At 46.3% G+C, this 24787-nt stretch carries 20 protein-coding genes and 2 pseudogenes; 18 read left to right on the forward strand and 4 right to left on the reverse strand.

Annotation, left to right across the window (positions count from 1 at the left end; genetic code table 11):
• From AACT35_RS06780 to clpB, 3 genes and pseudogenes are all read right to left on the reverse strand, one after another.
• Positions 1-146: pseudogene (locus AACT35_RS06780) on the reverse strand (IS4 family transposase); the annotation flags it as partial.
• 55 nt (positions 147-201) lie between these two features.
• On the reverse strand, positions 202-858 hold the full coding sequence (locus AACT35_RS06785) for an AAA family ATPase (RefSeq protein ID WP_339374601.1): 657 nt from the start codon (positions 856-858) through the stop codon (positions 202-204).
• A gap of 506 nt (positions 859-1364) precedes the next feature.
• Positions 1365-4049: pseudogene (gene clpB / locus AACT35_RS06790) on the reverse strand (ATP-dependent chaperone ClpB); the annotation flags it as partial.
• A 208-nt stretch (positions 4050-4257) separates the two neighbouring features.
• On the opposite strand from clpB, the gene speD reads away from it, so the two are divergent.
• From speD to hetR, 8 genes are all read left to right on the forward strand, one after another.
• Positions 4258-4641 (forward strand): adenosylmethionine decarboxylase, encoded by a 384-nt coding sequence (gene speD, locus AACT35_RS06795; RefSeq protein ID WP_041443332.1) that lies wholly within the window; start codon positions 4258-4260, stop codon positions 4639-4641.
• Between the two features lie 357 nt (positions 4642-4998).
• On the forward strand, positions 4999-5244 hold the full coding sequence (locus AACT35_RS06800) for a hypothetical protein (protein WP_254048051.1): 246 nt from the start codon (positions 4999-5001) through the stop codon (positions 5242-5244).
• A gap of 212 nt (positions 5245-5456) precedes the next feature.
• The gene (locus AACT35_RS06805) at positions 5457-7118 is read left to right on the forward strand and encodes a GAF domain-containing sensor histidine kinase (protein ID WP_099240132.1); all 1662 of its coding nucleotides are present in this window, start codon (positions 5457-5459) and stop codon (positions 7116-7118) included.
• A gap of 78 nt (positions 7119-7196) precedes the next feature.
• Positions 7197-8864, forward strand: a complete 1668-nt coding sequence (ribBA, locus tag AACT35_RS06810; RefSeq protein ID WP_099240134.1) for a bifunctional 3,4-dihydroxy-2-butanone-4-phosphate synthase/GTP cyclohydrolase II — start codon at positions 7197-7199, stop codon at positions 8862-8864.
• Positions 8865-9032: 168 nt separating this feature from the next.
• Positions 9033-10079: a recombinase RecA gene (gene recA, locus AACT35_RS06815; RefSeq protein ID WP_030007051.1), complete on the forward strand. Its 1047-nt coding sequence runs from the start codon at positions 9033-9035 to the stop codon at positions 10077-10079.
• Positions 10080-10257: 178 nt separating this feature from the next.
• On the forward strand, positions 10258-11328 hold the full coding sequence (locus tag AACT35_RS06820) for a tetratricopeptide repeat protein (RefSeq protein WP_254048052.1): 1071 nt from the start codon (positions 10258-10260) through the stop codon (positions 11326-11328).
• 23 nt (positions 11329-11351) lie between these two features.
• A complete protein-coding gene (locus AACT35_RS06825; RefSeq protein WP_099240138.1) occupies positions 11352-12476 on the forward strand; it encodes an aldo/keto reductase in 1125 nt (374 codons plus the stop codon).
• A gap of 244 nt (positions 12477-12720) precedes the next feature.
• A complete protein-coding gene (hetR, locus tag AACT35_RS06830; protein ID WP_254048053.1) occupies positions 12721-13665 on the forward strand; it encodes a heterocyst differentiation master regulator HetR in 945 nt (314 codons plus the stop codon).
• Between the two features lie 128 nt (positions 13666-13793).
• On the opposite strand, the gene aspS is transcribed toward hetR, so the two are convergent.
• The gene (gene aspS / locus AACT35_RS06835) at positions 13794-15584 is read right to left on the reverse strand and encodes an aspartate--tRNA ligase (RefSeq protein WP_099240142.1); all 1791 of its coding nucleotides are present in this window, start codon (positions 15582-15584) and stop codon (positions 13794-13796) included.
• A 258-nt stretch (positions 15585-15842) separates the two neighbouring features.
• Between aspS and AACT35_RS06840 the strand changes: the two genes are divergently transcribed.
• The 10 genes from AACT35_RS06840 (at position 15843) to AACT35_RS06885 (ending at position 24784) form a co-directional block, all read left to right on the forward strand.
• Positions 15843-16667, forward strand: a complete 825-nt coding sequence (locus tag AACT35_RS06840) for an ABC transporter permease (protein ID WP_012306055.1) — start codon at positions 15843-15845, stop codon at positions 16665-16667.
• Between the two features lie 100 nt (positions 16668-16767).
• Positions 16768-18069, forward strand: a complete 1302-nt coding sequence (locus AACT35_RS06845) for an ABC transporter ATP-binding protein (RefSeq protein ID WP_099240144.1) — start codon at positions 16768-16770, stop codon at positions 18067-18069.
• A gap of 2 nt (positions 18070-18071) precedes the next feature.
• Positions 18072-18923 (forward strand): sulfotransferase family protein, encoded by an 852-nt coding sequence (locus AACT35_RS06850; protein WP_099240146.1) that lies wholly within the window; start codon positions 18072-18074, stop codon positions 18921-18923.
• A gap of 34 nt (positions 18924-18957) precedes the next feature.
• Positions 18958-19653, forward strand: coding sequence for an FkbM family methyltransferase (locus tag AACT35_RS06855; RefSeq protein ID WP_099240437.1), 696 nt, complete (start codon positions 18958-18960; stop codon positions 19651-19653).
• Positions 19654-19827: 174 nt separating this feature from the next.
• Positions 19828-20502, forward strand: coding sequence for a Uma2 family endonuclease (locus tag AACT35_RS06860; protein WP_339374597.1), 675 nt, complete (start codon positions 19828-19830; stop codon positions 20500-20502).
• A 138-nt stretch (positions 20503-20640) separates the two neighbouring features.
• A complete protein-coding gene (locus tag AACT35_RS06865; RefSeq protein ID WP_099240150.1) occupies positions 20641-20841 on the forward strand; it encodes a hypothetical protein in 201 nt (66 codons plus the stop codon).
• 397 nt (positions 20842-21238) lie between these two features.
• Complete coding sequence (locus AACT35_RS06870; protein WP_099240153.1) at positions 21239-22210, forward strand: hemolytic protein HlpA-like protein; 972 nt, start codon at positions 21239-21241, stop codon at positions 22208-22210.
• Positions 22207-22938 carry a class I SAM-dependent methyltransferase gene (locus tag AACT35_RS06875; RefSeq protein ID WP_099240155.1) on the forward strand — a complete coding sequence of 244 codons (732 nt, stop codon included), beginning with the start codon at positions 22207-22209 and terminating at the stop codon, positions 22936-22938. The genes AACT35_RS06870 and AACT35_RS06875 overlap by 4 nt, the downstream gene beginning before the upstream one ends.
• A 289-nt stretch (positions 22939-23227) precedes the next feature.
• The gene (locus AACT35_RS06880; RefSeq protein WP_099240157.1) at positions 23228-23650 is read left to right on the forward strand and encodes a DUF29 domain-containing protein; all 423 of its coding nucleotides are present in this window, start codon (positions 23228-23230) and stop codon (positions 23648-23650) included.
• Between the two features lie 210 nt (positions 23651-23860).
• Positions 23861-24784 carry a glycosyltransferase family 2 protein gene (locus tag AACT35_RS06885; RefSeq protein ID WP_099240160.1) on the forward strand — a complete coding sequence of 308 codons (924 nt, stop codon included), beginning with the start codon at positions 23861-23863 and terminating at the stop codon, positions 24782-24784.
• Positions 24785-24787 lie beyond the last annotated feature (3 nt).

Below are 24787 nucleotides of genomic sequence, written 5' to 3' on the forward strand. Positions count from 1 at the left end.
CCTCCCCAGACTGTGGCGAGTTCGGCGAGATTGACGGTTTTCGCCCGGAATAATGCTATCAGGAACATCGCAACGAAGGAGAGTCTGGCTCCATGCCATCCAATATGGGGTCGCAATTGGTCGCGAATTTCGCTAATCTGACTCATGAGGGTTTGCTTGGTTATCTTCTAATTCCTATCAAACCCTCTCCCTCTATCCTTTTCAAGTTTTTGTCCTGTACTGAGAAGTCGTATTTGCTTGGCTATCCAAATCAACAATTAAAATCCGTTTGCCTTGCTTCTGCAATGCGGCGGCGAGATTGACTACTGTTGTTGTTTTGCCAACTCCGCCTTTATTGTGATAAACAGCGATGATTTTCATACGATTTTTTCGCGCGGTTAAATTTTTTTCTGGTTGAATTTCAGACTTTTTTCGACTACTGGGAACGGGTTTTAAACTTTCACGACCAACTAAAAACTTGATTTTTTCTAGGTTAGCATTAATTTCTGATCCTGAGCATTGAAAACACAGATCTATTTTTGAGCCATCTCGTTCGTAAATACGAAAATCTTTGCCATTCGTTAATATTCCATAGGGGGACTTTAAACTGGTCAAATAGGTTCTTAGACGAGGCACATGACGATCTAAATTTTCTCTCGGACTTTTGGCTTCAATAATAAGATTTAGAGGAGAGCTACTATCCCAAGTGAAAGGCATTACCGTCGCGGTAAACGCCATAAAATCAAGACGAATATTGCCAAAGGCAACTTCTTGGTACCAAGTGTTAGGCGGATAACCTAGTTTTGGCAATAAGTAATGGACAATTAATTTACTTTCGACTTCTGTTTCGTTACGAAATAAACTGGGATCAGGAATCACGGCACTCAAAACATTGTGTTTCTTCGCCCATTATCTCCTATATGGATACCAGTTTTTTTGAAGTTTTATAAATTTTAAAAGGATAACTTTAGCAAGTTACAAAGTATTTCTTTGTACATAACGCTCAAGAATAATTCAAGCTTGACATTATCCTTTTGCCTCAACACCTAGATAGAATCTAACCAATTTTCTTCTGAGTCAGAATCAGCACCAACATAAGCTGGAGGATTTGTTTCTCTGGTCGGAGATTCTAAACCATTAGCTGTTTGCTCTGGCTCATCTGTCCCAAACCATTGATCATCGGGCTGTTCGGCATCAAAGGAAACAGTCGTCTCATCTTCACCCCAATCATCATCGGGTTCATCGAGTTCAGCCTCTGCAACCACAATTTCATCCGGTGCGACGACAGGAAGAATTTCTGCTTCTGTTGTTACGGACACCTCTTCAGATTCTGTGGGTTGTTCTTCCGGTGCTGCGGCGATCGCCTCTTCCGAAATCACCTCCTCTGACATTGTCTCCGCAATCACCTCTGGCACTTCTCGTTCGGGTCGCTGCCGATCAAAAACCAAGGCACCCTCGACGCAATCAACTAAAATGCGATCGCCTTCCATAAAGTCCGTTTCTAAAATGCGATTGGCGATCGGGTTTTCGAGTTCCCGTTGAATCGCCCGTTTTAAAGGTCTTGCCCCAAAGGTCGGGTCATAGCCTGCTTCTACTACATGGTCGAGGGCTGCATCCGTGAGCGACAATGTAATTTTTTGGTCGGCCAGGAGCTTTTCAATGCGATGAATTTGCAGTTTGACAATCTCGCGCAACTCATCCCGCTTCAGGGTGTGGAAAATAATCAGTTCATCAATCCGGTTCAAAAATTCTGGGCGGAAATTTTTTCGTAATGCCCCCGTCACTTTGTCCCGCATCTTGTCGTAGTTCGCGTCATCTCCCGACAAACTGAGGATAAATTCACTACCGATATTGCTCGTCATCACAATGATCGTATTGCGGAAATCTACCACCCGGCCTTGGGAATCGGTGATCCGGCCATCATCCAGCACCTGCAACAGGATATTAAAAACATCCTTATGGGCTTTTTCCACCTCATCCAGCAGCACCACCGAATAGGGACGACGACGCACCGCCTCCGACAGTTGCCCTCCTTCTTCGTAGCCCACATAACCCGGAGGCGCACCGATTAATCGGGATACCGCATGTTTTTCCATGTATTCAGACATGTCAATGCGTACCATCGCCTCTTCACTATCAAAGAGGAACGCTGCTAAAGCACGGGCTAATTCTGTTTTCCCGACCCCCGTCGGCCCCATAAACATAAACGAGCCAATCGGACGACTGGGATCCTTCATCCCAGCCCGGGCGCGACGAATGGCAGCGGAGACCGCTTCCACCGCTTCCTGCTGACCGATCACCCGCTCGTGCAAATGTCCTTCGAGTTGCAGCAGTTTTTGCCGTTCGGATTCCATCAAACGATTCACGGGAATCCCTGTCCAACGGGCAACAATTTCGGCGATATCCGCTTCCGTGACCTGCTCCCGTAACATGGCATCCCCTGCGGCTTGGATTTCCAGCAGTTTGACTTCTTTTTGGCTCAGTTCTGCTTGTAACCCTTCTAAACGACCATATTTCAATTGAGCCGCTTTGTTGAGGTCATAGGCGCGTTCAGCTTGTTCCACCTGGAGACGCAGTTGTTCTTCCTCTTCCTTGAGAGAATTAATTTCATCGATGAGATTTTTCTCGGCGAGCCACTGGGAAGAAAGGTCTTTCTGTTGGATTTCAAGGCTTTTAATTTCTTCGTCAATGCGGTCTAAGCGTTCCTTAGAAGCGAGATAGGCCGGGGAAGTCGCGCCGAGTTGTTCTTCACCTTTGAGGGAAAGCTGCTCCATTTGTAGCTGCATTAGGCGACGATCAATCGCTTCGAGTTCAACGGGTTTGGAGGTAATCTCCATTTTCAGTTTGGCGGCGGCTTCGTCTACGAGATCGATCGCCTTATCGGGGAGAAAACGGTCGGTGATGTAGCGGTTAGAAAGGGTCGCAGCAGCAACGAGGGCGGAGTCGGTAATGTTTACGCCGTGGTGCAGTTCGTAGCGTTCCTTCAAGCCCCGCAGAATGGAAACAGTATCTTCGACGGTAGGCTGTTGGACAAGTACCTGCTGGAAACGCCGTTCGAGGGCGGGATCTTTTTCGATATGTTTGCGGAATTCGTCGAGGGTGGTCGCCCCAATACAGCGCAGCTCACCCCGTGCCAACATCGGTTTGAGGAGATTTCCGGCATCCATGGAACCGTTGGCGGAACCTGCGCCAACAACGGTGTGGACTTCATCAATAAAGAGAATAATTTGTCCGTCGGACTGGGTGACTTCCTTGAGGACGGAACGGAGACGGGCTTCAAATTCGCCCCGGTATTTTGCGCCGGCAATGAGGGAACCCATATCGAGGGACATCAACTGCCGATTTTTGAGGGATTCGGGCACGTCGCCATTGACAATCCGCTGGGCTAAACCTTCGGCGATCGCCGTTTTCCCAACCCCTGGTTCACCGATGAGAACTGGATTATTTTTCGAGCGCCGAGAAAGTACCTGAATCACGCGCCGAATCTCATCATCCCGCCCAATCACCGGATCGAGTTTACCGTCCTTTGCCTGTTCGGTGAGATCGCGGCCATATTTACTTAGAGGACTGCCGCCATAGACGCTACCAGTTTCCTCTTGGTTCTGGGCGGTGACCTTTTGGCTACCTTTGAGGGCTTTGATCTTCAGTTCGAGATCCTGGGGGTCGAGGTTAAAACTTTTCAGCGATCGCCGCCCGATCCGCTCATCCTCCGCAAAGCCCACCAGCAAATGCTCAACAGAAATAAAATCATCCTGCCAACTGTTACGACAGGCTTCGGCCCGATCTAACATCACATCTAAACCTTGACCGAGATAAAGCTGATCGCCCCGCATTAGTTTGGGCTGTTGCTGGGCAAACCGTTCTAACTGCTGCTGGAGCCTGATCCCATCGACACCTGTCTGGGTCAAAATCGTTTGGGCCAATCCCTGTTCCTGCTCCTGCTCTAGCAATGACAAGAGTAGATGTTCCACCTCAAGATTTTGGTGTCTGTAGCGACGGGCGATCTCCTGTGACTTGACGATCGCATCCCAAGCTTGTTCGGTGAATTTGCTGGAATCGGTGGGCTGCATCAGTAGTTTGTTTTGGCGTTAACGGTTTTTATCAGCACAGTATAACAAGTTGCTGATTGTCCCTTGGGGGCAGTGCGAAAATTTCCCCGATCCAAATTTAGGTAAAAATACGGATTTATTTTCCTCAGAAAATCATTGAAACTGAGATCTTCTTTGTGATATGAACGCAAAGTTTATCCCCTTTACTCGGAGTGTAAGGATAAAAAGAATGAAAAAATTGGGTACTCACCTTGTGGTGGATGGTTGGGGTTCCCCTGCGAACCTCCTCAATGATCCCGAAGGTATCCGTCGGGCCATGATCGAAGCGATCGCCGCCGGAGAAGCGACTCTAATTGATCTCTGTGTCCATCAATTCAGTCCCCACGGTGTAACAGCCACCGCAACCCTTGCTGAGTCCCACATTGCCATTCATACCTGGCCCGAATATGGGTACTTTGCGGCTGATCTTTTCTTTTGTGGTCGCGGCAAACCCGTTGAAGCCATGAAATTCCTCCAGCAGGCGCTACAGGCAACGGAATGTAAAATGACCGAATTTGATCGCGGTTTCCCCAAAGAAATTTTGGTGCCCTCCATGGCTGCGGCGATCGCCTAAATAATTTAACGACTGCCCCAGAGCGAGATTAAATTTCTCCGGTAGTCCGATTACCTCCAAATAAGCTCAATAAGTTTAGATGCCCCTCTATGTCCCCCAGACCAGAGGGGTTCCTTGTTTTTGGGCAACAAAATGGCAGTCCCATCAAGAAACCGTCACAATTTTGGCTGTCTAAATGAATCCTTCATCATGGTCTTAACCAAAGGCGATCGCCTCCGCAGACCCTACATTAAAAGTCTTTAGCATCCTCTTAGAGAGCTTGTGATGGCGCAAAAGATAACAACCTCGATTAGGGAAATTACCCAAGCCCCTTGATACAGAGACGCAAACGCCCTTTGATAGAATGTAGCTCATCCAATGGCCGCCATTTCTATGGAAAATCACCCCACCGACCCCCAAAAACAGCCCGAAAAAACTCAGATTTCGATTCACATCGATCCAGAAGTCCTCGATCAGATCAAACATCTTACTAACGACCCCAGCAAAGTGATCGAAACTGCCGTTAAGCAGTGGCTCCGGGGCGAACGGGTCCGCGATGATGAACTCACCCGACGGTTTCGGCGCAATCCTCCAGTTCCGCCCAAGGGGGAATGGAACGATTAAGAAAGGTAAGTATATTGTTGTTAAGCTGGCCTTTACCCCCAAAATTGTTAGTCATAATGGGCCTTTGTCAGCCATCAAGAAAAAGTCCGATAAAATCCCCAATAGGGTTTGATTTTCCCAAAAGCGCACCGCGCAGCGGATCCCATTGCGATCGCCTGGGCTAGTCATCAAATACCCGGACTTAGTCTCGACAATATTCACTCAATGCCTCCATGGGTTGTTTTCCGCCTCAACTACCAGCAGATCAACGGCAGCACTTCGCCTATTGGCAAGCCCTCAACGCAGAAATTATCTGGCTCCAGGACAATATGGGGGTTTGTACCGCTTTTTTTTGGCAATGGGCAGAAACCTTTGGTTGCCAACCCCAGGCAATGGTGGCAACAGAAATTTTTCAGCAATGGATCACGGTAGACAACGCTATCTACACAACTGCCCTGCAACGGGTGGGTCAGGGGGGCCTCCCCGAAACCCTAGACGGTACTTTTCAATGGGCCGACCAGACTTTTCCCCTCAAGCTTTTCGTCACTGCCATCAGCGCGGAACAACTGTTGGTGGTGGGTTTCCCCCAGGCCGTTGCCCCCAGTTCCCTCTCTCCCCTGTCCTCCCAAAAAGCCCTCAGTCGCATTGCTCGCAAGATCCGCAATACCTTTGACCTGACGGTGATTCGTCAAGAGGCGATGAATGGCCTAGGTAAAACTTTACAGGTGAGTCGCTGTTTATTATTAACCGCCGATGCAACCCAAAGCCGGTTTCAGGTCGAAGCAGAATATCGTTGCAGCTCGGTTCCCTCCTGTCTTGGGGCCAGTTGGCGATCGCCCGATAGCCCAGTCCTCGAAGAAATTTCTCAAACTCAAGTTTCCCAATCTTTAACAACCCTTTGCCCGGCCCTGGCCGACAGTCAAGCGGTGCTTATCTTGCCTACCCTCTACCAAGGTAGTGTCAATGGTTTTATCTGTCTGCAACAGTGCGATCGCCCCAGGATTTGGCAGGAAGTTGAGCAAGAATTTGCCCAGGAGCTCGCCGAACAACTGGGAACGGCGATCGCCCATGCCACCCTCTACCAAGAACTCGAACAACTCCACCAAGCCGCCACCGAAGCCGCCCGCCTCAAAAACGACTTCCTCGCCAATACCACCCACGAACTCCGCACCCCCCTCAATGGCATCATCGGTTTTCTGACCCTCGTCCTCGATGAAATGGCCGACGGCCGCGCCGAAGAGTTAGATTTCATTGCCGCCGCCCACGAAAGCGCCCTCCACCTGCTGAACCTAATCAACGATATCCTCGACATTGCCAAAATTGAATCAGGCAAACTCGACCTCGATCTCCAGCCCATTAGCCTAGGGGAACTGCTCGATAACCTCAATAACTTTGCCCGGCCCCAGTTACAAACCAAAAATCTCACCTGGGAAATTTTAGTGCCCGAAAGCCACGACGATATCATCCTCTACGGCGACTACCAGCGTCTTTTTCAGGTGCTCCTGAACCTCGTGGGCAATGCGATCAAATTCACCAATGCTGGTGGTATTACGATCAATGTTGAGCTAGTTTTCAAACCCGTCATCCACGATGATCAACAATTTCCAGGGATGGTCAAAATCAGTGTGATCGATACGGGGATTGGTGTGGCTTTGGATATGCAATCTAAGCTCTTCCAAAATTTTTCCCAGGTGCGGGGTGGCCATACCCGCAAATATGGCGGTACGGGGTTGGGCCTCGCCATTTCCAAGAAACTGGTCGAAGCCTGTGGCGGCAAAATCTCTTTCTACAGTATGGGCGAAGGCCTGGGATCAACGGTCACTTTCTCGGTACTTCTTCAGCAAAAACCCGTGCTCAAACAGCCCAAGCACCAGGATCCCCAAGTGATTATCTAGGCCGCACCGACCCCGGCAAAACGTTACAATAGAGACTAAATATTAAAGAAACATTACATTTAGCAGACCGGAAAATACGTGGATACAGCTTGGCAGTTTGATTCGATTGAAGCGGCATTGGGCGACATCAAAGCCGGACGGGCCATCGTTGTCGTAGACGATGAAAATCGTGAAAATGAGGGGGACATCATCTGTGCGGCCCAACATGCCACCCCAGACATGATTAACTTCATGGCCGTGGAAGCACGGGGCTTGATTTGTTTGGCCATGACTGGCGATCGCCTCGATGCCTTAGATCTGCCTTTGATGGTTCACAAAAATACCGACAGCAACCAAACCGCCTTTACGATCAGCATTGATGCCCATCCCCGCCTGGGCGTTACCACGGGGATTTCTGCCGAAGACCGTTCCCGCACGATCCAGGTAGCCATTGACCCCACTTCGCGCCCCGAAGACCTCAATCGCCCCGGCCATATTTTCCCCCTCCGAGCCCGGAGCGGTGGTGTCCTCAAGCGCGCTGGCCACACCGAAGCTGCGGTGGATCTGTCCCGTTTAGCTGGTTTGTACCCAGCGGGGGTCATTTGCGAAATTCAAAATAACGATGGCTCCATGGCGCGGCTGCCGGAGCTGATTGAATATGCCCGAAAGTTTGACCTCAAAATTATTAGCATTGCCGACTTGATTTCCTATCGCCTCGAAAATGACCGCTTTGTTTACCGTGAGACCGTCACGAAGCTCCCCACGGAGTTTGGTCAGTTTGAAATCTATGCCTACCGCAACACCATGGATGGCACAGAGCACGTGGCCATTGTGAAGGGTGATCCGAAGAATTTTGCCGACCAGCCTGTGATGGTGCGCGTCCATTCAGAATGCTTGACGGGGGATGCCCTCGGTTCCCTGCGCTGTGATTGTCGGATGCAACTGATTGCCGCCCTCAAAATGATCGAAAATGCCGGTCAAGGGGTGGTGGTCTATCTACGTCAGGAAGGGCGCGGCATTGGCTTGATTAATAAACTCAAGGCCTATTCCTTGCAGGATATGGGTTTAGATACAGTAGAAGCTAACGAACGGCTCGGCTTTCCGGCGGATCTCCGGGACTACGGCATGGGGGCACAAATGCTCAATGACCTGGGCGTCCATGCGATTCGTTTAATTACCAACAATCCCCGCAAAATTGCGGGCCTGAAGGGCTACGGCCTAGAGGTGGTCGATCGGGTGCCGCTTCTGATTGAGAGTAATGATTTTAATACCCGTTATCTCAATACCAAGGCCCAAAAGTTGGGACATATGCTCCTGCAAACCCACCTAGCGACCATTGCCCTCCGTTGGCAAGGGAAAGATAATGTCACCCAGCGCTATGAACATTTAGAACGGCTCCGCCACTTGACCCAAAAACAACATTTACTCGTGCGAGAGGAAGCGCGTCCGGTTGCTAGTGCAGTCTTTTCCAATGCGCCCTTAATCGTTCACCTAGGCTTCGACCAGGCCAAGTTAGCCCGCGCAGATTGGTACACCGATACGACGCAACATCCTTATCTCCAGGCGATCGCCTCCCTCCTCGGTGACATTGCCCAATGGGACGATCTCACGGAATTGGAGTTTATGATTGCCACAGGGGATGACCCAATGACAGGGTTACAAATTCAACTCGACCGTGAATTTTTGACCTGGCCCCAGCTACCCACCTTTATCCAAGCGGCCCCCGTCAAAACCCAGACTATCTACCACTTCCAGCAGCCCAAATAATCATCCCGGTGAGGGTTGTTTGTCGCCGAAATCTCGCCTGGATCTGCCTTTTGTCGGATTGTAAAAATCCTCCGGTCGCTTTCCGGAAAAATTGCGATACCATAAGTACGATTGAACTCAGAAACCCAATCACCTTTGACCCATTACGCCACGGCGATCGAGGTAACCATGTCAGCCATCACCAATAATCCCGACAAAGAAAAAGCCCTAAACCTAGTGCTCAACCAAATCGAGCGCAACTTCGGTAAAGGGGCAATTATGCGGTTGGGGGATGCCGCCCAGATGAAGGTCGAAACAATCCCCAGTGGAGCTTTGACCCTAGATCAGGCGATGGGGGGTGGGTTCCCACGCGGGCGAATTGTGGAAATCTACGGCCCGGAGAGTTCTGGGAAAACGACGGTTGCTCTCCATGCGATCGCCGAAGTCCAAAAAGCGGGTGGCGTCGCTGCTTTTATTGACGCTGAACATGCCCTGGATCCCACCTATTCCGCCGCCTTGGGAGTTGATATTGAAAACCTGCTGGTGGCCCAACCCGATAACGGCGAATCCGCTTTAGAAATTGCCGACCAATTGGTTCGCTCGGCGGCTGTGGATCTAATCGTGATTGACTCGGTGGCGGCCCTCGTGCCCAGGGCAGAGATCGAAGGAGAAATGGGCGATGTGCAGGTGGGTCTCCAGGCCCGTCTCATGAGTAAAGCCCTCCGTAAAATTGCCGGGAATATGGGGCGTTCGGGTTGTACAGTAATCTTCCTCAATCAATTGCGCCAAAAAATTGGCATTAGTTACGGTAATCCAGAGGTGACGACTGGCGGGACAGCCCTTAAATTTTATGCTTCCGTGCGCCTCGATATCCGACGCATCCAAACCCTCAAGAAAGGGAGCGAAGGGGAATTTGGCATCCGCGCCAAGGTTAAGGTGGCCAAAAATAAAGTTGCCCCACCGTTCCGCATTGCCGAATTTGACATTATCTTTGGGAAAGGAATCTCTCGTGTGGGCTGTATGCTAGACCTCGCTGAACAAACGGGGGTTATTACCCGTAAAGGTGCCTGGTACAGCTATGAAGGGGATAACATTGCCCAGGGTCGCGATAATGCAGTGAAGTATCTAGAGGAAAATCCGGACGTTGCGGCGATCGTCACCCAAAAAGTCCGGGAAAATCTGGATATGAGTTCCATGGGTTTCGGGGATGAGCACCACACCACCGAAGAAGAATAAGCGTTTCCGTGGCAGCAAATATTCCTGATCCAATGCAAAATGGTGAGACAAGGGGCGAATTTAAGCCTCTTTTTTCTTGAGTTCCTTGAAAATTAGGGGAACAGGCACCAGACAACAGCATAATTTGCGGCGTGCTAGAATCGGATGCGTCATTTTGAAAAAAAACGTTACGTTCACTATGGGTATTCGTTTCTCTCGTTGGTTAGTGGGTTGCGGTGTGGCGATCGCCTTCGGTGTATTGTCTCCTTCAGTCACTTGGGCTAATCCCCAACTCAATGCCCTCCTCGAACAGGGAAATGAACAGCTGACCAATCGGAATTTTGCCCAAGCAGTGCAGCATTACCGCCAGGCTCTCACCCTAGAAGCCAACAACGCCCGGATCCATGGTGCCCTCGGTTATGCCCTCTCTCAACTGGGCAATTATTCAGAGGCGGTGACGGCCTACCGCCGGGCTACGGAATTAGAAGATGATAATGCAGAGTTTTTCAATGCCCTGGGTTTCAATTTGGCCCAAAGTGGCGATAACCGCAGTGCCATCAACGCCTACCAGCGAGCCACCCAGTTGCAGCCGAATAACCTGGCCTACAGTCTGGGTTTAGCGACCGTGCAATTTCGGGCCGGGGACTACGATCAAGCTCTGGTCACGTACCGTAAAGTTTTGGCTAAAGACAGCAACAACACCATGGCGCTGCAAAATAGTTTAACCAGTTTGTTGCAATTAGGACGGAACCAAGAGGCGGCAGTGCTGTTTCCTGATTTGCTGCGCCAACGACCCAATGACGCGGAACTCCGCATTAAGGCAGCGGTGACGTGGTTTGGCCTCAATGATCGTGACCAGGCGATCGCCTTCCTGGAAGAAGCCCGCCGCCTCAGCACCCGCGACAGTGCGATGCAAATTCGGGTCGGCAAGATCTACGAAACCCAAAATTTATTCCCCCAGGCGATCGCCGCCTATGAGCAGGCTAGTTTTGTCGATCCCCAATCCCGCGAAGCCTTTGCTTTATATGGATCGGCGGCGATGAAGACCGAGGATTATATCAACGCCATTATTGCCTACCGCGCCCTGACGGAATTGTCCCCCACGGATCCGGCGGCCTTTTACAATTTTGCGGTGGCCCTCCAGGGGCGGCGACGTTCCCGCGAAGCCCTCGAAGCTCTAGAAATGGCGCGGGATCTCTACCAACAACGGGGCGATCGCCGGGGGGTTAATATTACGGAATCTCTCATGGCGGCCATCGAAGAGGGCTAGGCACCGCACCAGTCACGATCACCATGCGTTACCGACGGTTTGGGAAAACAGAATTAGACATCTCAATTTTTTCCCTGGGGACAATGCGAGCCTTAGAAAGCAGCACAACCATGACGGCAACGGTGCAGCGGGCTTGGCAGTTGGGGATTAATCATTTTGAAACAGCGCCGAGCTACGGGGTGAGCGAGCGTTTGTTGGGGCAAGCCTTTCGCGAATTGGGTCTCCTCCGGTCAAATTTTTTTCTCACGAGCAAACTATTACCCAAGGGGACAGCGGCGGAAATTGAGCAGACCATCACGGTTTCCCTCGAAAATTTAGGTATCGATTATTTAGATTGTCTGGCGATCCACGGGATTAATACAGCGGAACATCTCCAGTGGTTTTTAGAAACGGGTCTGGAGCCGCTCCAACAATTGCAACGGCAAGGCAAATTTCGCCACCTTGGTTTTTCGACCCACGGCCCCCTGCCTTTAATTCTCATGGCCATCGAAACGGGCTATTTTGAATTTGTTAACCTCCATTACTATTATTTTTTTCAGCGTAATGCCGAGGCGATCGCCCTTGCTGCGGCACGGGATTTAGGGATTTTTATCATTTCCCCTGGCGATAAAGGAGGCCAACTGTTTACCCCACCCCAGACCCTCCAGACCCTCTGCCAACCGGACACGCCCCTAGCACTCACCTACCGTTTTTTGTTGGGCGATCGCCGGATTACGACCCTCAGTTTTGGGGCAGCCAATCCCGCTGAATTGGCTGTTTTGGGGCCCCTCGTTGACCAAGACCAGCCCCTCACCCCCCAGGAACAACAGCGCCTCACCAACCTGAGTCAGCACCAACACCAACGCCTCCAGGGGACAGAATGCCACCAATGTTACGATTGCTTACCCTGCCCTGAAGCAATTGCGATCCCCGAAATTCTCCGCCTCAGAAATTTGGTGATCGCCTACGATATGCAAAGTTACGGCGAATACCGCTACCAGATGCTCGAAAATGCCGGCCATTGGTTCCCTGGCAAAAAAGGCAATGCCTGCACAGAATGTGGCGACTGTTTACCCCGTTGCCCCAGCCAACTGCCCATCCCCCAACTGCTCCAGGAGGCCCACCAGCGCTTGAACGGAAAACCGCGCCGTCGTCTTTGGGAAACTTGATTTTGATCTTTGCGCATATTGGCGGATGCATTTAGCCTGTCAATAACCATTAAATTTTCGTGGGGCCGATTCGTCGCCAAAACGGGTTATTAAACTCAGCCAAATGTCAGATTTTCCCTATTTTCAGGGGATAAACCACAGCCAATGGCCAAAAGCCAAGTAGAATTTAGCCCCTAAAGGGATCATCGAAACTTCATTATTCTTGTCTAACTTGCCAGTTGATTCGTTTGGGGAACTCTGAAAATTGACCAATTCCTCTGGGGCTTTTTCGTCGATGGCACAACCGGAACTAGAACTGCTCCAAGCCCTAAATCCGAGTGCCTTTGATCAAGTGTTGTTGTCCTTGGCGTTTTTTGCGCTCCGGCAAAGCAGTTATCGCCATGGGGCTTTTTTGGATGCGGCGGCAACGGCGGCCAAATGTGCGGTCTATACCACCTATGTGGAGCAGGGGGGAAATCTACGCATGACTGGGCATTTGCACCACATCGAACCGAAACGGGTCAAGGCCATTGTCCAGGAAATTGAGCAGGGTCTCCAGGCGGGCCAACGGTTGCAGCATGCGGCTTTCCAGGAACCCACTTACCTCACTGAATTGCCCCAGGTTTGGTTAGGGCAGTATCCTTGGCATCGCTCCCAACCCCGGTTAACGGGCGATCGCCTCAGCGAAGACCAACAAACTTACCTCGAAGCGAAACTGCCCCCAGATCTCCCAGCGGCTCAGGGGATCTCCTCCGCCGAATTTGCTGATCTCATTGCTTTTTTACACCAACAGGCCCAGGCAAAAATCCCAGGCGATCGCCCATTGCCCCTCAGTGAAGCCCTCGCCGAACATATCAAACGCCGTTTGCTCCACGCCGAAACGGTTATGCGCCTCGATAATCCCTGGGGGATGCCCTATTACATCCTTTTGAGTTCTACCTACGGCGGCCCCGACAGCCCAACAAAAGCCCCCCATTCCCTCCTCGAAGACGCCGCCCACTTTTTGCGCCTTAGCCATGCCTGGACAAAGCAACAACACAACGTCATGCGCATTTTTGAATCCCTTGATATTGCCCCCGCCGATTTGTCCCAGGCCCAGACAGAACTGCATGAATTAATGCGGCACTGGGCGAAAAAATATCACAAACGGGGCAAACCCACCATGGCGATTCACATGATGTTTGGCCCCAAAGATCATTCCCTTTCCTGAGGCCGAAAACAGCCGCCCTTTCCCAAACGATGTAGAGCATAAAAAAACAGGGGCGATCGCCGAAATTGCACGATCATCCCCTATTATTCTTTTTGAAAACAATTTCAGTTGTCTTGAAAGCCAATGGCCTAGTCTTTTTCCGGGGCCGTAGAAGCGACAAAGAGCTCCTTCAGTTGCTTTTGATCGACTCCCGCCGGGGCATCGGTTAACAGACAGCTTGCCTGTTGTGTTTTCGGGAAGGCAATCACATCGCGAATCGAATCTTCCTGGGCCATAAGCATCACCAAACGATCTAAACCGTAGGCAATGCCGCCATGGGGCGGGGTGCCATATTCAAAGGCTTCAAGTAGAAAACCAAATTTTTCTTGGGCCTCGGTTTCTGATAAGCCAATGGTCTGGAAGACTTTTTCTTGGACTTCCCGCTGGTAAATCCGTAGACTACCGCCACCGATTTCAATGCCATTTAAGACGATGTCGTAGGCGAGGGCGCGGGCCGTTGCCAGATCCTCTAGATCTTCTGGATTCGGTGCAGTAAAGGGATGGTGCAGGGCTTCGAGGCGTTTTTCGTCACTGTTATATTCAAACATCGGAAAATCTGTGACCCAAACAAAATTGAGCTGATTTTCATTGATCAAGCCCATCTCGGCACCGACCAACTGTCGCACCCGGTCTAGGGACTTATTGACAATATCCGTTGCCCCGGCCCCAAAGAGGAGGAGCGTGCCCGCTTCAGCCCCAGTACGACGGAGGAGTTCTTGTTTTTGGGCGTCACTGAGATTGTCCTTGATCGCGCCGATGGTATCGATCGCCCCGTCTTCCCGCACCCGAATAAAGGCAAGCCCTTTGGCTCCCATTTCGACGGCGGCATTAAACAGATCGCCACCGGGCTTGATCCGTACATTGGAAATAGCATCGTTTCCGTTAGGAATCGGGAGGACTTTTACTTGGCCACCGCTCTTAACGGCACCAGAAAAGACTTTAAAGCCCATGTCCGCAACAATATCAGAGACGTTGACTAGCTCCAGGCCAAAGCGCGTATCGGGGCGATCGCAGCCGTATTTTTCCATAGACTCGGCGTAGGTGATGCGGGGGAAGGGGCGCTCTAGTTCAATGCCCTGGGCCTCCTGAAAAATCCGGCAAATTAGGCGTTCGTTGAGGTCAATGATTTCGTCGAAGGACATGAAGCTCATTTCCATATCCAACTGGGTAAACTCCGGTTGACGGTCGGCCCGGAGGTCTTCGTCCCGGAAGCAGCGGGCAATTTGATAGTAGCGATCGCAGCCGGCCACCATCAGCAATTGTTTAAAGAGCTGCGGGGACTGGGGCAGGGCATACCAATCGCCTGGGTTCACCCGGGACGGCACCAGATAATCCCGTGCCCCTTCGGGGGTAGACCGGGTCAAAATTGGCGTTTCCACCTCCATGAAGTTTTCATCGTCTTCGAGGAAGCGGCGCATCGATTTGACGACGGTGTGGCGCAGTTGGAGGTTTTTCGCCATGGTTTCCCGGCGCAGGTCGAGGTAGCGATATTTTAGCCGGAGGTCTTCTTTGACTTGATCGCCGTCGGCACTACTGGAAACGAGGATCGGTAGCTGTTTATGGACGCCATTTAGGATCTCGATGGTGTCAGCGTAGATCTCCACTTCGCCAGTGGGCAATTTGGGATTCTTCGCCCCTTCTTGGCGGGCACTGACTTTCCCAACAATTTTTACAACATACTCACTACGGCTAGCATCGGCATCATTGTAGGAATCTGGGGTTCGCTGGGGGTCACTGACAATCTGGACAATGCCCGTGCGATCGCGTAGATCAATAAAAATTACGCCACCATGATCCCGACGGCGATCGACCCAGCCATACAGGGTTACGGTCTGGTCAATGTGCTCGGAGCGCAAATCCCCGCAGTAATGAGTACGCATAGTTAGTATATATAGTTAAAGCATAGAGTTTTAAAGCGATACTAAGCCTACCAAAGATCCTGGGTCTTGCCTACATTCTCTTGGGCATCCCAAACTTAAGGGTAAAACTGGCTGCCATCTGACAAAAATCCGATCCTAATAATTCGTCAAGGCCCATCGCCTGCATAAGCAACAAAAACCACTGTGGCGATCGCCTGCTGATTGTGTAAACCCGTAAAATGCAGCAAGGTTATTGAAATAGCATTTCCCAGGGAATCGATGCGAAATTACTATCTAGTTATTGAAGCGGGCAAAACGGAAAAACAGTATTGGCAGGATATTTGGCAATATCGAGAATTGTTCTATTTTTTGGCCTGGCGGGATATTCTGGTGCGCTACAAACAAACGGCGATCGGCGTGCTCTGGGCTTTACTGCGGCCTTTTTTGACGATGATTGTGTTTACGATTGTTTTTGGTAATCTGGCGAAATTACCCTCCGAGGGGGCACCTTACCCAATTTTGGTATTTGCCGCGATGCTACCGTGGCAATTTTTTGCAAGTTCCCTTGCTGAATGTAGTAACAGCTTAATCACCAACTCCAATCTTTTGGCAAAGGTTTATTTTCCTCGGTTGATTGTGCCGACCAGTGCCGTGATCGTCAGCTTTGTGGACTTTCTCATTTCGGGGTTTATCCTGCTGGGGCTGATGGCTTGGTATAACTTTGTCCCCAGTTGGCGAATTCTAACGTTGCCCATTTTTGTGGCGATCGCCTTTATGGCGGCAATGGGAGCAGGACTGTGGTTGGCTTCTCTGAATGTACAGTACCGCGATTTTCGCTACATTGTGCCGTTTTTTGTGCAGTTTGGCCTGTATATTTCCCCGGTGGGTTTTAGCAGTAGCATTGTGCCGGAGCAGTGGCGGTTATTGTATTCTCTTAACCCGATGGTCTCGGTCATTGATGGTTTTCGCTGGGCAATCCTAGGGGGCGAGTCCCAGATTTATCTCCCAGGATTTTTGTTGTCCTTCGGTTTGGTGGTCGCAATTTTTGCGGGTGGTGTTTGGTATTTTCGGCGGATGGAGCGTATTTTTGCCGATATTATTTAATCCAAAATGATGATTATGCAAATTTGAGATTTAAAATTGATCGCCTGTAGAGTCTGATCGGGTAGGCTATTTTAAGAGTCGGTTGTGTTACTGGGTTTCTATGTCGGACACCATTATCCGGGTTGAAAATTTAGGGAAAAAGTACATCATCGGCCACCAAGCGCAATCGGGGGGCTGGAAGCCGAACCGTGGTAATTATGTGGCGTTGCGGGATGTGGTGGCGAACGGAGTCAAATCTTTTGGGAAGCGGCTCCTAGGGAAAGAACAGCGGCGTAGTTACACAACGGAAGAATTTTGGGCGCTGAAGGATATTAACTTCGAGATTAAACGGGGCGAGGTGGTTGGTATTATTGGCCGCAATGGGGCCGGGAAATCAACGCTCCTAAAAATCCTCAGTCGAATTACAGAACCGACCACAGGCCGCATTGAGTTACGGGGACGGGTGGCGAGCTTGTTGGAGGTGGGGACGGGTTTTCATCCGGAGCTAACAGGACGGGAAAATATTTATTTGAATGGGTCGATCCTGGGGATGAGCCGGCTGGAGATCCGCAAGAAGTTTGATGAGATTGTGGCATTTGCGGAGGTGGAACGGTTTCTGGATACACCGGTAAAGCGGTATTCGAGTGGGATGTATGTGCGGTTGGCGTTTGCGGTGGCGGCGCACTTGGAACCGGAGATCTTGGTGGTGGATGAGGTTTTAGCGGTGGGGGATACGGCTTTTCAGAAGAAGTGTTTGGGAAAGATGGAAGATGTGGCAACGCAGGAAGGAAGAACGGTTTTATTTGTGAGTCATAATATGGCTGCGGTTGAAAATTTATGTAGTCATTCACTACTTTTAGAAACAGGAAATCTACTCAATTTTAGAGACACTCAAAGCATTATTGAAGAATATATCCAATCTGTCCAGTCCGGAAGAACTCCACTAGATATTCAGAACATCACCAAACGAAAAGGTAACGGAAAATTCAAGTTCTTGAATATTCGTTTTTTAGTCGGAGATAAAGAAGCGCAGGACAATTTATTAATATCTGGAAAATCACTTTGTATAGAAATAGAATATGAATCCCAGCAGGATATAGAGCTTGAAACAGACATTATATCAATCGGCTTCAAAGATCAACTGGGTACTTTTTTGTTTAGTTGTCCAAGTAATATTATAAATAACTGTAAATCTTTAATTAAAAAGAATCATAAAATAATCAAGTGCATAATTCCAAAACTTCCATTGACAGAGGGGATATATAAATTCTCTCTTTTTTCATCTATAAAGGGAGAAATTACTGATTGGTTGCAGGAAGCTGGAGAGATAACAGTTTTACAAGGTGACTTTTATGGAACAGGCAAGCTTCCACCAAAAAAAGAACAGAGATTTTTAGTAGAGTATTACTGGGACGCAGAATAGAAATGAATCTTAAAAATATAAGACAAGTTATTAAGTGCAACATTAAACGATATATAAAAGTCTTTGAGAATCTTTACTTCTTAATAAATCAAGAGAAATATGCTTCTTTTCTATCAGATCAAGAACCTGTATTTATAGTTGGCTGTGGACATAGCGGAACATCGATAATGCTAGCAATTCTTGGTAGCCATTCTCAATTATATTCTGTGCCTTATGAAAGCAGAGTTTTTCACACCCTTAGTGAAGGATTGGCCAGTAAATTAGATGTTTACCGTTTATCTTCCAAGTGGAAAGAAGCATGCTTAAAAAGTGGCAAAAATAAATGGATAGAGAAAACTCCTGTACATTTATTTCAACTAGAAAGAATATTTGATTTTTTTCCTAAGGCAAAAGTGATTATTATGGTTAGAGATGGGCGCGATGTAGTGTGCTCTTTGCGGAATCGCGGAAGAGATTTTCAGGAGTCAATTTCATTGTGGACTAAATCTATAGATGAACTCAAAAAATATGTCCACGATCCAAGAGTTATGACAATCAATCTAGAAGATTTGATCAAAGATCCAAAAGGTATACTAAGTGAAGCCTGCATTTTCATTGGATATGAATATGAAGATCAAATACTAAGTTATCATGAACAACCTAAATATTACTATTCAAATAATATCGGTAAGCCCCTGGGTGCAAAAGAAGGAAAAGAACATTTGGAGTTAAGAAATTGGCAAATTAATCAACCTCTATTTGAAGAAACTACAAGATGGAAATCTGAAATGATCTTAAAAGAAAAAGAAATTTTCAAAAGATTAGCTCAAAAGTATCTCGAAGATCTTGATTATGTTTCCAACGATCAATGGTGATTTTTATAGTTAAAAAAATATGTTAATACTAAGGATGATTCGTTTTTTCAAAAAAGTCAGACGCTTTTGGAAAAGTTGTTTTTCCTGGGATGATTTTTTTAGACTCTCTTGGGGACAGGAAGGCGAAGACTTAGTTTTGCTAAGATTATTTCCCAAAAAGTCAGGTTTTTATATAGATATTGGTGCACACCATCCCAAGAGATTTTCCAATACATATCTTTTTTATCAAAAAGGCTGGAATGGGATTAACATTGATGCAAAACCAGGAAGTATGAAACTTTTTCAGAAAGTTAGATCCAGAGATGTCAATCTTGAAATTCCAATTGCACAAGAATATAAAAAACTAACTTATTTTGAATTTGAAGAACCTGCTTTAAATACATTTTCTAAAGACTTACTGATTGAAAGAAAAGTCAAACCAATTCGAGAAATCAAACTTGATTGTTATCCACTCTCTGAAATTCTTGACAAACATTTAAATTCTAGACAAGAAATTGATTTTATGAGCATTGATGTGGAAGGACTTGATCTTGAAGTTTTGAAGTCAAATAATTGGGAAAAGTATAGACCTAAAATAGTTTTAGTTGAAATTCTTAAATCATCCTTGCAGCAAGTCCAAAAGACAGCAGTCTATCGTTTCCTTAAAGAACAAAATTATGATATTTATGCAAAATCAGTTAACACAGTTTTTTTTATACGAGAAGATTTTTGGAAAACAATTAATCAGTAAAATAGATTGCTTTTAATGAGATCTGGGTGATTGCGAGTAAAGCTAATAGCTACTGTCATCCCTGGAAAGTTATCGCCTCACCTGAGTAACTCGCAGCAAGTGTAATAGTTGTGTTCTATATTTAGAGAATAGAAAAGGCGATCGCCTATAATAAAAAAGAGTAGTAAATAGATTGTGGCACTCTATACCGAGGTCAAAAATATGTTTATCAAAGACAAAATTGATATTGACTTGCCACAAGAACCGAAGTTAGTGACCTTAGAGGAATTTTGGGATTGGTATCCCGATGGTTATGAGGGCCGATTTGAATTACATAATGGAGTGATTGTCAAAATGCAGCCTACCGGAACCCATGAGCAGGTCGCTGGTTTTTTGGCAATGGAAATTGGGTTTGAAATTAAACGGTTAGGCTTACCCTTGTGTGTTCCGCGCCAAGGCTTAATTAAAGCGATAGATACCGGCAAAACCGCCTATATTCCTGATGTGATGGTGCTAGATAGCGCTGCCATACAAGACAAAGAGCCAATGTGGAAAAAGCGGTCAACCATTACCCAGGGAGAAACCGTTCGATTAGCAATCGAGGTCGTCAGTACCAACTGGCAAGATGATTATTTAATGAAATTAGGAGAATACGAAAAGTTAGGCATTGCTGAATATTGGATTGTGGACTACTTAGGATTGGGGGGTAGACGTTATATTGGTAGTCCCAAACAGCCGACTGTTTCTATTTATCATCTAGTAGAGGGAGAATACACTTTTGCCTTGTTTCAGGGCCAAGATACCCTACGGTCAAATCTTTTTCCAGAACTGAGTTTAAGTGTGTCGCAAATCTCTCAAATTGGGCAATAGTGATATTTACTTGAATGAGGGGCGATCGCCTAGCCTTGACTAGAACAAATGCAGTAATTTTGTTCCGGATTTAGAGGTGGACAAAAAAGGCGATCGTATTATTTGCTAATATTATGTATCAAGTAACTACAGAAAGTTATGACCAAGATAGAACTACTGGAAAAGCAAATCGCTGATCTTGACTATGATTCATTTGCGCAATTGCGTGAATGGTTTATTGAGTTCGATCAAACTATTTGGGATCAAAAACTAGAATCTGATTCCAACTCTGGTAAGCTTGATTTCCTGATTGAAACTGCGCTGGCTGAACATCAAGCAGGAGAAAGTATTGATTTGTGAAGCACAAAACATCCTCTAGTTTTTGGAAATGTTATACAAATCTGCCTACTGAAATTCGAGACCTTGCCGATAAGAATTTTCGACTGTTGAAAGATAATCTTTCTCATCCATCTTTGCACTTTAAAAAAGTTGGTAAAGTATGGTCTGTAAGGGTTGGTGCCAACTATCGAGAGATCGCCACCCAAATTGAAGACGGATATCTCTGGGTTTGGATCGGTACCCATGGGGAATATGACAAACTACTAAAATAGTGATCGCCTAGCCTTGACTGGAATATTATAATAACTTTGTTCTGACTTTAGGGGGAAGTAAAAAAGGCGATCGCCTTGGTCACTCAGGTTTATACTTTTATAGTGCAGCACCTTTCCGATGGTCACAGACTCCCTACTCCATAACGATGCTCAAAACTCCCGTTGTTTTTATTATCTTTAATCGTCCGGATCTGACACAGATTGTGTTTAATGAGATCCGAAAAGCACAGCCAAAGCAACTTTTTGTCATCGCTGATGGGCCGCGCACCCCAGAAGAACAAGAAAAATGTCAGGCGGCACGGGATGTAATTAAACAAGTAGATTGGGATTGCGAAGTTTTTTGTAATTATTCCGATATGAATTTGGGTTGCCGAGAAAGAGTTTCCAGCGGTATTACTTGGGTTTTTGAGCAGGTTGAAGAAGCCATTATTTTGGAAGATGACTGTGTGCCTGCCCCTTCTTTTTTTTCGTTTTGTGAAACCTTATTAGATTACTATCGCCATGATGAACGAATTATGGTGATTAATGGTTCTAATTTTCAAAATGGTATCCAACGTACAAGCTATAGCTACTATTTCTCCAGATATAATGATCCTTGGGGATGGGCCACTTGGAAAAGAGCATGGAACTATTGGAGTTTTGACAAAGACAAATGGACTCAATTTAAACAGGAAAATTTACTTGAACAGATCTCATCAGAATTAATAGAAATTCAACATTGGAGAAGAATTTTTGACAATCTCTTTTTTGATGGCGAGCCAAATTCTTGGTTCTATGTCTGGATGTTTTCTTGTTGGTCACAAGGAGGCTTAAGCATATCTCCAAATCAAAACCTAATTAAAAATATTGGCTTCCGTAAAGATGCAACTCATACGCTCTCCTTACATAGTTCTCTTGCCAATCTTCCTACTCAAAATATATGGAATATTGAGCACCCTCTTTTTATTGTTGAACATAAAGAAGCTGATTTTTATACTTTTGATTTTCGTCATCATGGAAAGGAATTAAAACAAAAACAACATTATTGGGGACGGCTTATCTGGCTATTTAATCGCTTACTATTTTTTCTAAAGAGTCCCCAACACCTTAAGGTAAAAATCAAAGAGCTAAAAAAATGAGTAATTTAAATAATTTTTTAAAAAAGATAGTCAATCAGTTAATTGAGAATACTCCAAGAGATTTTCAAGAGAAAAACAAGCATAACATTAGACTTTTTAAAATCAAACTAAAGACAGTCTATGACTCTTTTTTTTCTGGCCTAGGAAAAATATCAAGACAAATTCATCGGCCTAAATTTCCTAATCATCCTAATGGTGCAATCAATTTACATTTAGGATGTGGAGCAATTAATCATCCTGAGTTTATCAATATTGATGCACTTAATTTACCTCATATACATTTCGTACGAAAAATTGATAATTTAAAGCCATTTAAGAATGAATCTGTAAAGTTAATCTATGCCTCTCACTGTTTAGAGCATTTTCCCATTGATAAGGTTCCAATTGTCTTAAAAGAATGGCATCGAGTTTTAAAAGAAGATGGAATCTTACGCTTGTCGGTTCCTGATTTTGATTTAATACTTAATATTTACCGAGATACAGGTAGAAATATGGAGGATGTCATCCGAATTTTGATGGGTGGCCAAGATTATGAATATAATTTTCATCTATGTTCTTTTAATGAAAATTATCTAAGTCAGCTTCTTAAAGATGTAGGTTTTAAAATGGTAAGAAAGTGGACTCCAGGAACAGATAAAATGACATCTTTTGATGATTGGTCTGGTCGTCCTGTTCTCATTGCAGGGAGAGCATATCCTGTCAGCTTAAATCTGGAGGCTGTTAAGTAGTGACACAGATTTCAGAAAATTATCTAGAAAATACAGAACTCAAATCGTTACGGCAATGCCGTAACTGAAGATCCCATTAAACTGCAAGCCCAACGCTATATTGAACTCTATCAATAGATCCTCAACCAAAAGACAACTGCATAGATAAAAAATGAGTTTTGTCGGGGGATCTAGACAATAAGCGATATCTTAGGCTAACAGCGATAGTAGGCGATCGCCCTCCTATCTCCGCAGCAGCTTACTATAATCGAAATGAAATCAACAAACCCACCCATCGGCAGCAAGACCCATGAGTACCCTGTATGAACAAGACTTTAGTCAATGGGCCGAAACCATGGCCGAATTGCTTGAAAGCGGTCAATTCAGTGCCCTCGATTTAGAAAACTTAGTAGAAGAGATTCGAGACTTGTCTAAACGAGAACGCGATCGCCTTTTAAGTAGCCTACGTTTAATTCTCCATCACCTCCTCAAATGGGATTATCAACCAGAGCTTCGATCAAGAAGCTGGTTGGGGACAATTCAACGGGAACGATCAAATATTGCCGATTATCTAGCCGATAGCCCCAGTCTTAAGCGATATCTCGCGGACGACTATTTACTCAAAACCTACCAAAAAGCCAGACTACAGGCGATCGCTGAAACAGGTATCGATATGCCAAAGGATTGTTCTTATCGCTTGGCAGACGTCCTAGATCGCTCCTTAGATTTTTAATATTCCGCAGCAAATTCTCCGTCACAAAGTTATTGCCTAGGTAAGCTTTGGCTGTATCGAAGCGTTCTTTAAGCAGTAGGCGATCGTCAAAAACTAATCACCAAAGAAACTTTACGGATAATAGTGGGTACCCTAAATCTATAAGAAGAACAATCTCCAGTAAAAGATAACAGTATCATTTCCAAAATCTACTTTAAGATATTTCAAACGATGCAACAATCTCTAGACTTTCAAGCATCAATAGACCAACCTGACCCCCCTCCTGCTGTCTATATCATCATCCCTGTACATAATCGCAAGGAAATTACTCTCACCTGCCTAAAACATTTACAGGAAAACGGAGACCTAGATCGATATTCAGTGGTTGTTGTCGATGATGGTTCTACTGATGGTACTGCCGAGGCCATCCAAGCTCAATTTCCTATTGTCACAATTTTGTATGGTGATGGGAATCTCTGGTGGACAGGAGCAATCAAAATGGGGATGAAATATGCTCTGACTCAGAAAGCTGATTATATTATCTGGTTAAATGACGATTGCTTACCCCAAAAATATACTCTCAATACTCTAGTTGAGTTTTTAGAAAATCATTCACATACAATCGTTGGTGCAGCTTGTTATCTCAACAAAGTAAACATTCTAATTAAAACTGGCTGTTTACATAGAACTCCTCTAACAGCAGAACCTAACACAGTTACCTTTGTCGATAGCCTTTCTGGATATTGTGTTGGTTTTCCTTCAAATTTATGCTCTGTCATTGGTTTACCTGATGAGAGTCGATTTCCCCACTATAGAGGAGATGATTTATATATCTTGCAGGCTACACGTTCAGGATTTCAAGCTTGTATTTTAGGAGATGCAAAAGCTTTTCTCACGGACATAGTAAACCCTCCTAAAAACCTGAATCAATATCTAAAACAAAATCCCAAAAACAAATCTATAAAGTCAGTTTTTTTGAATAAGAAATCAAAGTATTATTTACCGAGCAATTTCTTTTATTTTATAAAAAAATATAAAGCAACTAAAGGTGCATTGCTCTTTTCTTTAAAACTTTTACTTTGGTCATATCAGTATCTTGATTTTTTACTTATTGATAGCTTCTTTAAAAGAACTCAGACAAAGCATAATCAATAAATT

The sequence above is a fragment of the Synechococcus sp. BDU 130192 genome (genome assembly GCF_963876085.1).
GTDB lineage: Bacteria > Cyanobacteriota > Cyanobacteriia > Cyanobacteriales > MRBY01 > MRBY01.

What these genes read in the sequence shown, in the direction of transcription:
- speD (WP_041443332.1), top strand. Translation starts at nt 4,258, where the DNA reads ATGAAAAAATTGGGTACTCACCTTGTGGTGGATGGTTGGGGTTCCCCT.
- AACT35_RS06800 (WP_254048051.1), top strand. Translation starts at nt 4,999, where the DNA reads ATGGCCGCCATTTCTATGGAAAATCACCCCACCGACCCCCAAAAACAG.
- AACT35_RS06805 (WP_099240132.1), top strand. Translation starts at nt 5,457, where the DNA reads ATGGGTTGTTTTCCGCCTCAACTACCAGCAGATCAACGGCAGCACTTC.
- recA (WP_030007051.1), top strand. Translation starts at nt 9,033, where the DNA reads ATGTCAGCCATCACCAATAATCCCGACAAAGAAAAAGCCCTAAACCTA.
- AACT35_RS06820 (WP_254048052.1), top strand. Translation starts at nt 10,258, where the DNA reads ATGGGTATTCGTTTCTCTCGTTGGTTAGTGGGTTGCGGTGTGGCGATC.
- AACT35_RS06825 (WP_099240138.1), top strand. Translation starts at nt 11,352, where the DNA reads ATGCGTTACCGACGGTTTGGGAAAACAGAATTAGACATCTCAATTTTT.
- aspS (WP_099240142.1), bottom strand. Translation starts at nt 15,584, where the DNA reads ATGCGTACTCATTACTGCGGGGATTTGCGCTCCGAGCACATTGACCAG.
- AACT35_RS06840 (WP_012306055.1), top strand. Translation starts at nt 15,843, where the DNA reads ATGCGAAATTACTATCTAGTTATTGAAGCGGGCAAAACGGAAAAACAG.
- AACT35_RS06845 (WP_099240144.1), top strand. Translation starts at nt 16,768, where the DNA reads ATGTCGGACACCATTATCCGGGTTGAAAATTTAGGGAAAAAGTACATC.
- AACT35_RS06850 (WP_099240146.1), top strand. Translation starts at nt 18,072, where the DNA reads ATGAATCTTAAAAATATAAGACAAGTTATTAAGTGCAACATTAAACGA.
- AACT35_RS06855 (WP_099240437.1), top strand. Translation starts at nt 18,958, where the DNA reads ATGATTCGTTTTTTCAAAAAAGTCAGACGCTTTTGGAAAAGTTGTTTT.
- AACT35_RS06865 (WP_099240150.1), top strand. Translation starts at nt 20,641, where the DNA reads ATGACCAAGATAGAACTACTGGAAAAGCAAATCGCTGATCTTGACTAT.
- AACT35_RS06870 (WP_099240153.1), top strand. Translation starts at nt 21,239, where the DNA reads ATGCTCAAAACTCCCGTTGTTTTTATTATCTTTAATCGTCCGGATCTG.
- AACT35_RS06875 (WP_099240155.1), top strand. Translation starts at nt 22,207, where the DNA reads ATGAGTAATTTAAATAATTTTTTAAAAAAGATAGTCAATCAGTTAATT.
- AACT35_RS06880 (WP_099240157.1), top strand. Translation starts at nt 23,228, where the DNA reads ATGAGTACCCTGTATGAACAAGACTTTAGTCAATGGGCCGAAACCATG.
- AACT35_RS06885 (WP_099240160.1), top strand. Translation starts at nt 23,861, where the DNA reads ATGCAACAATCTCTAGACTTTCAAGCATCAATAGACCAACCTGACCCC.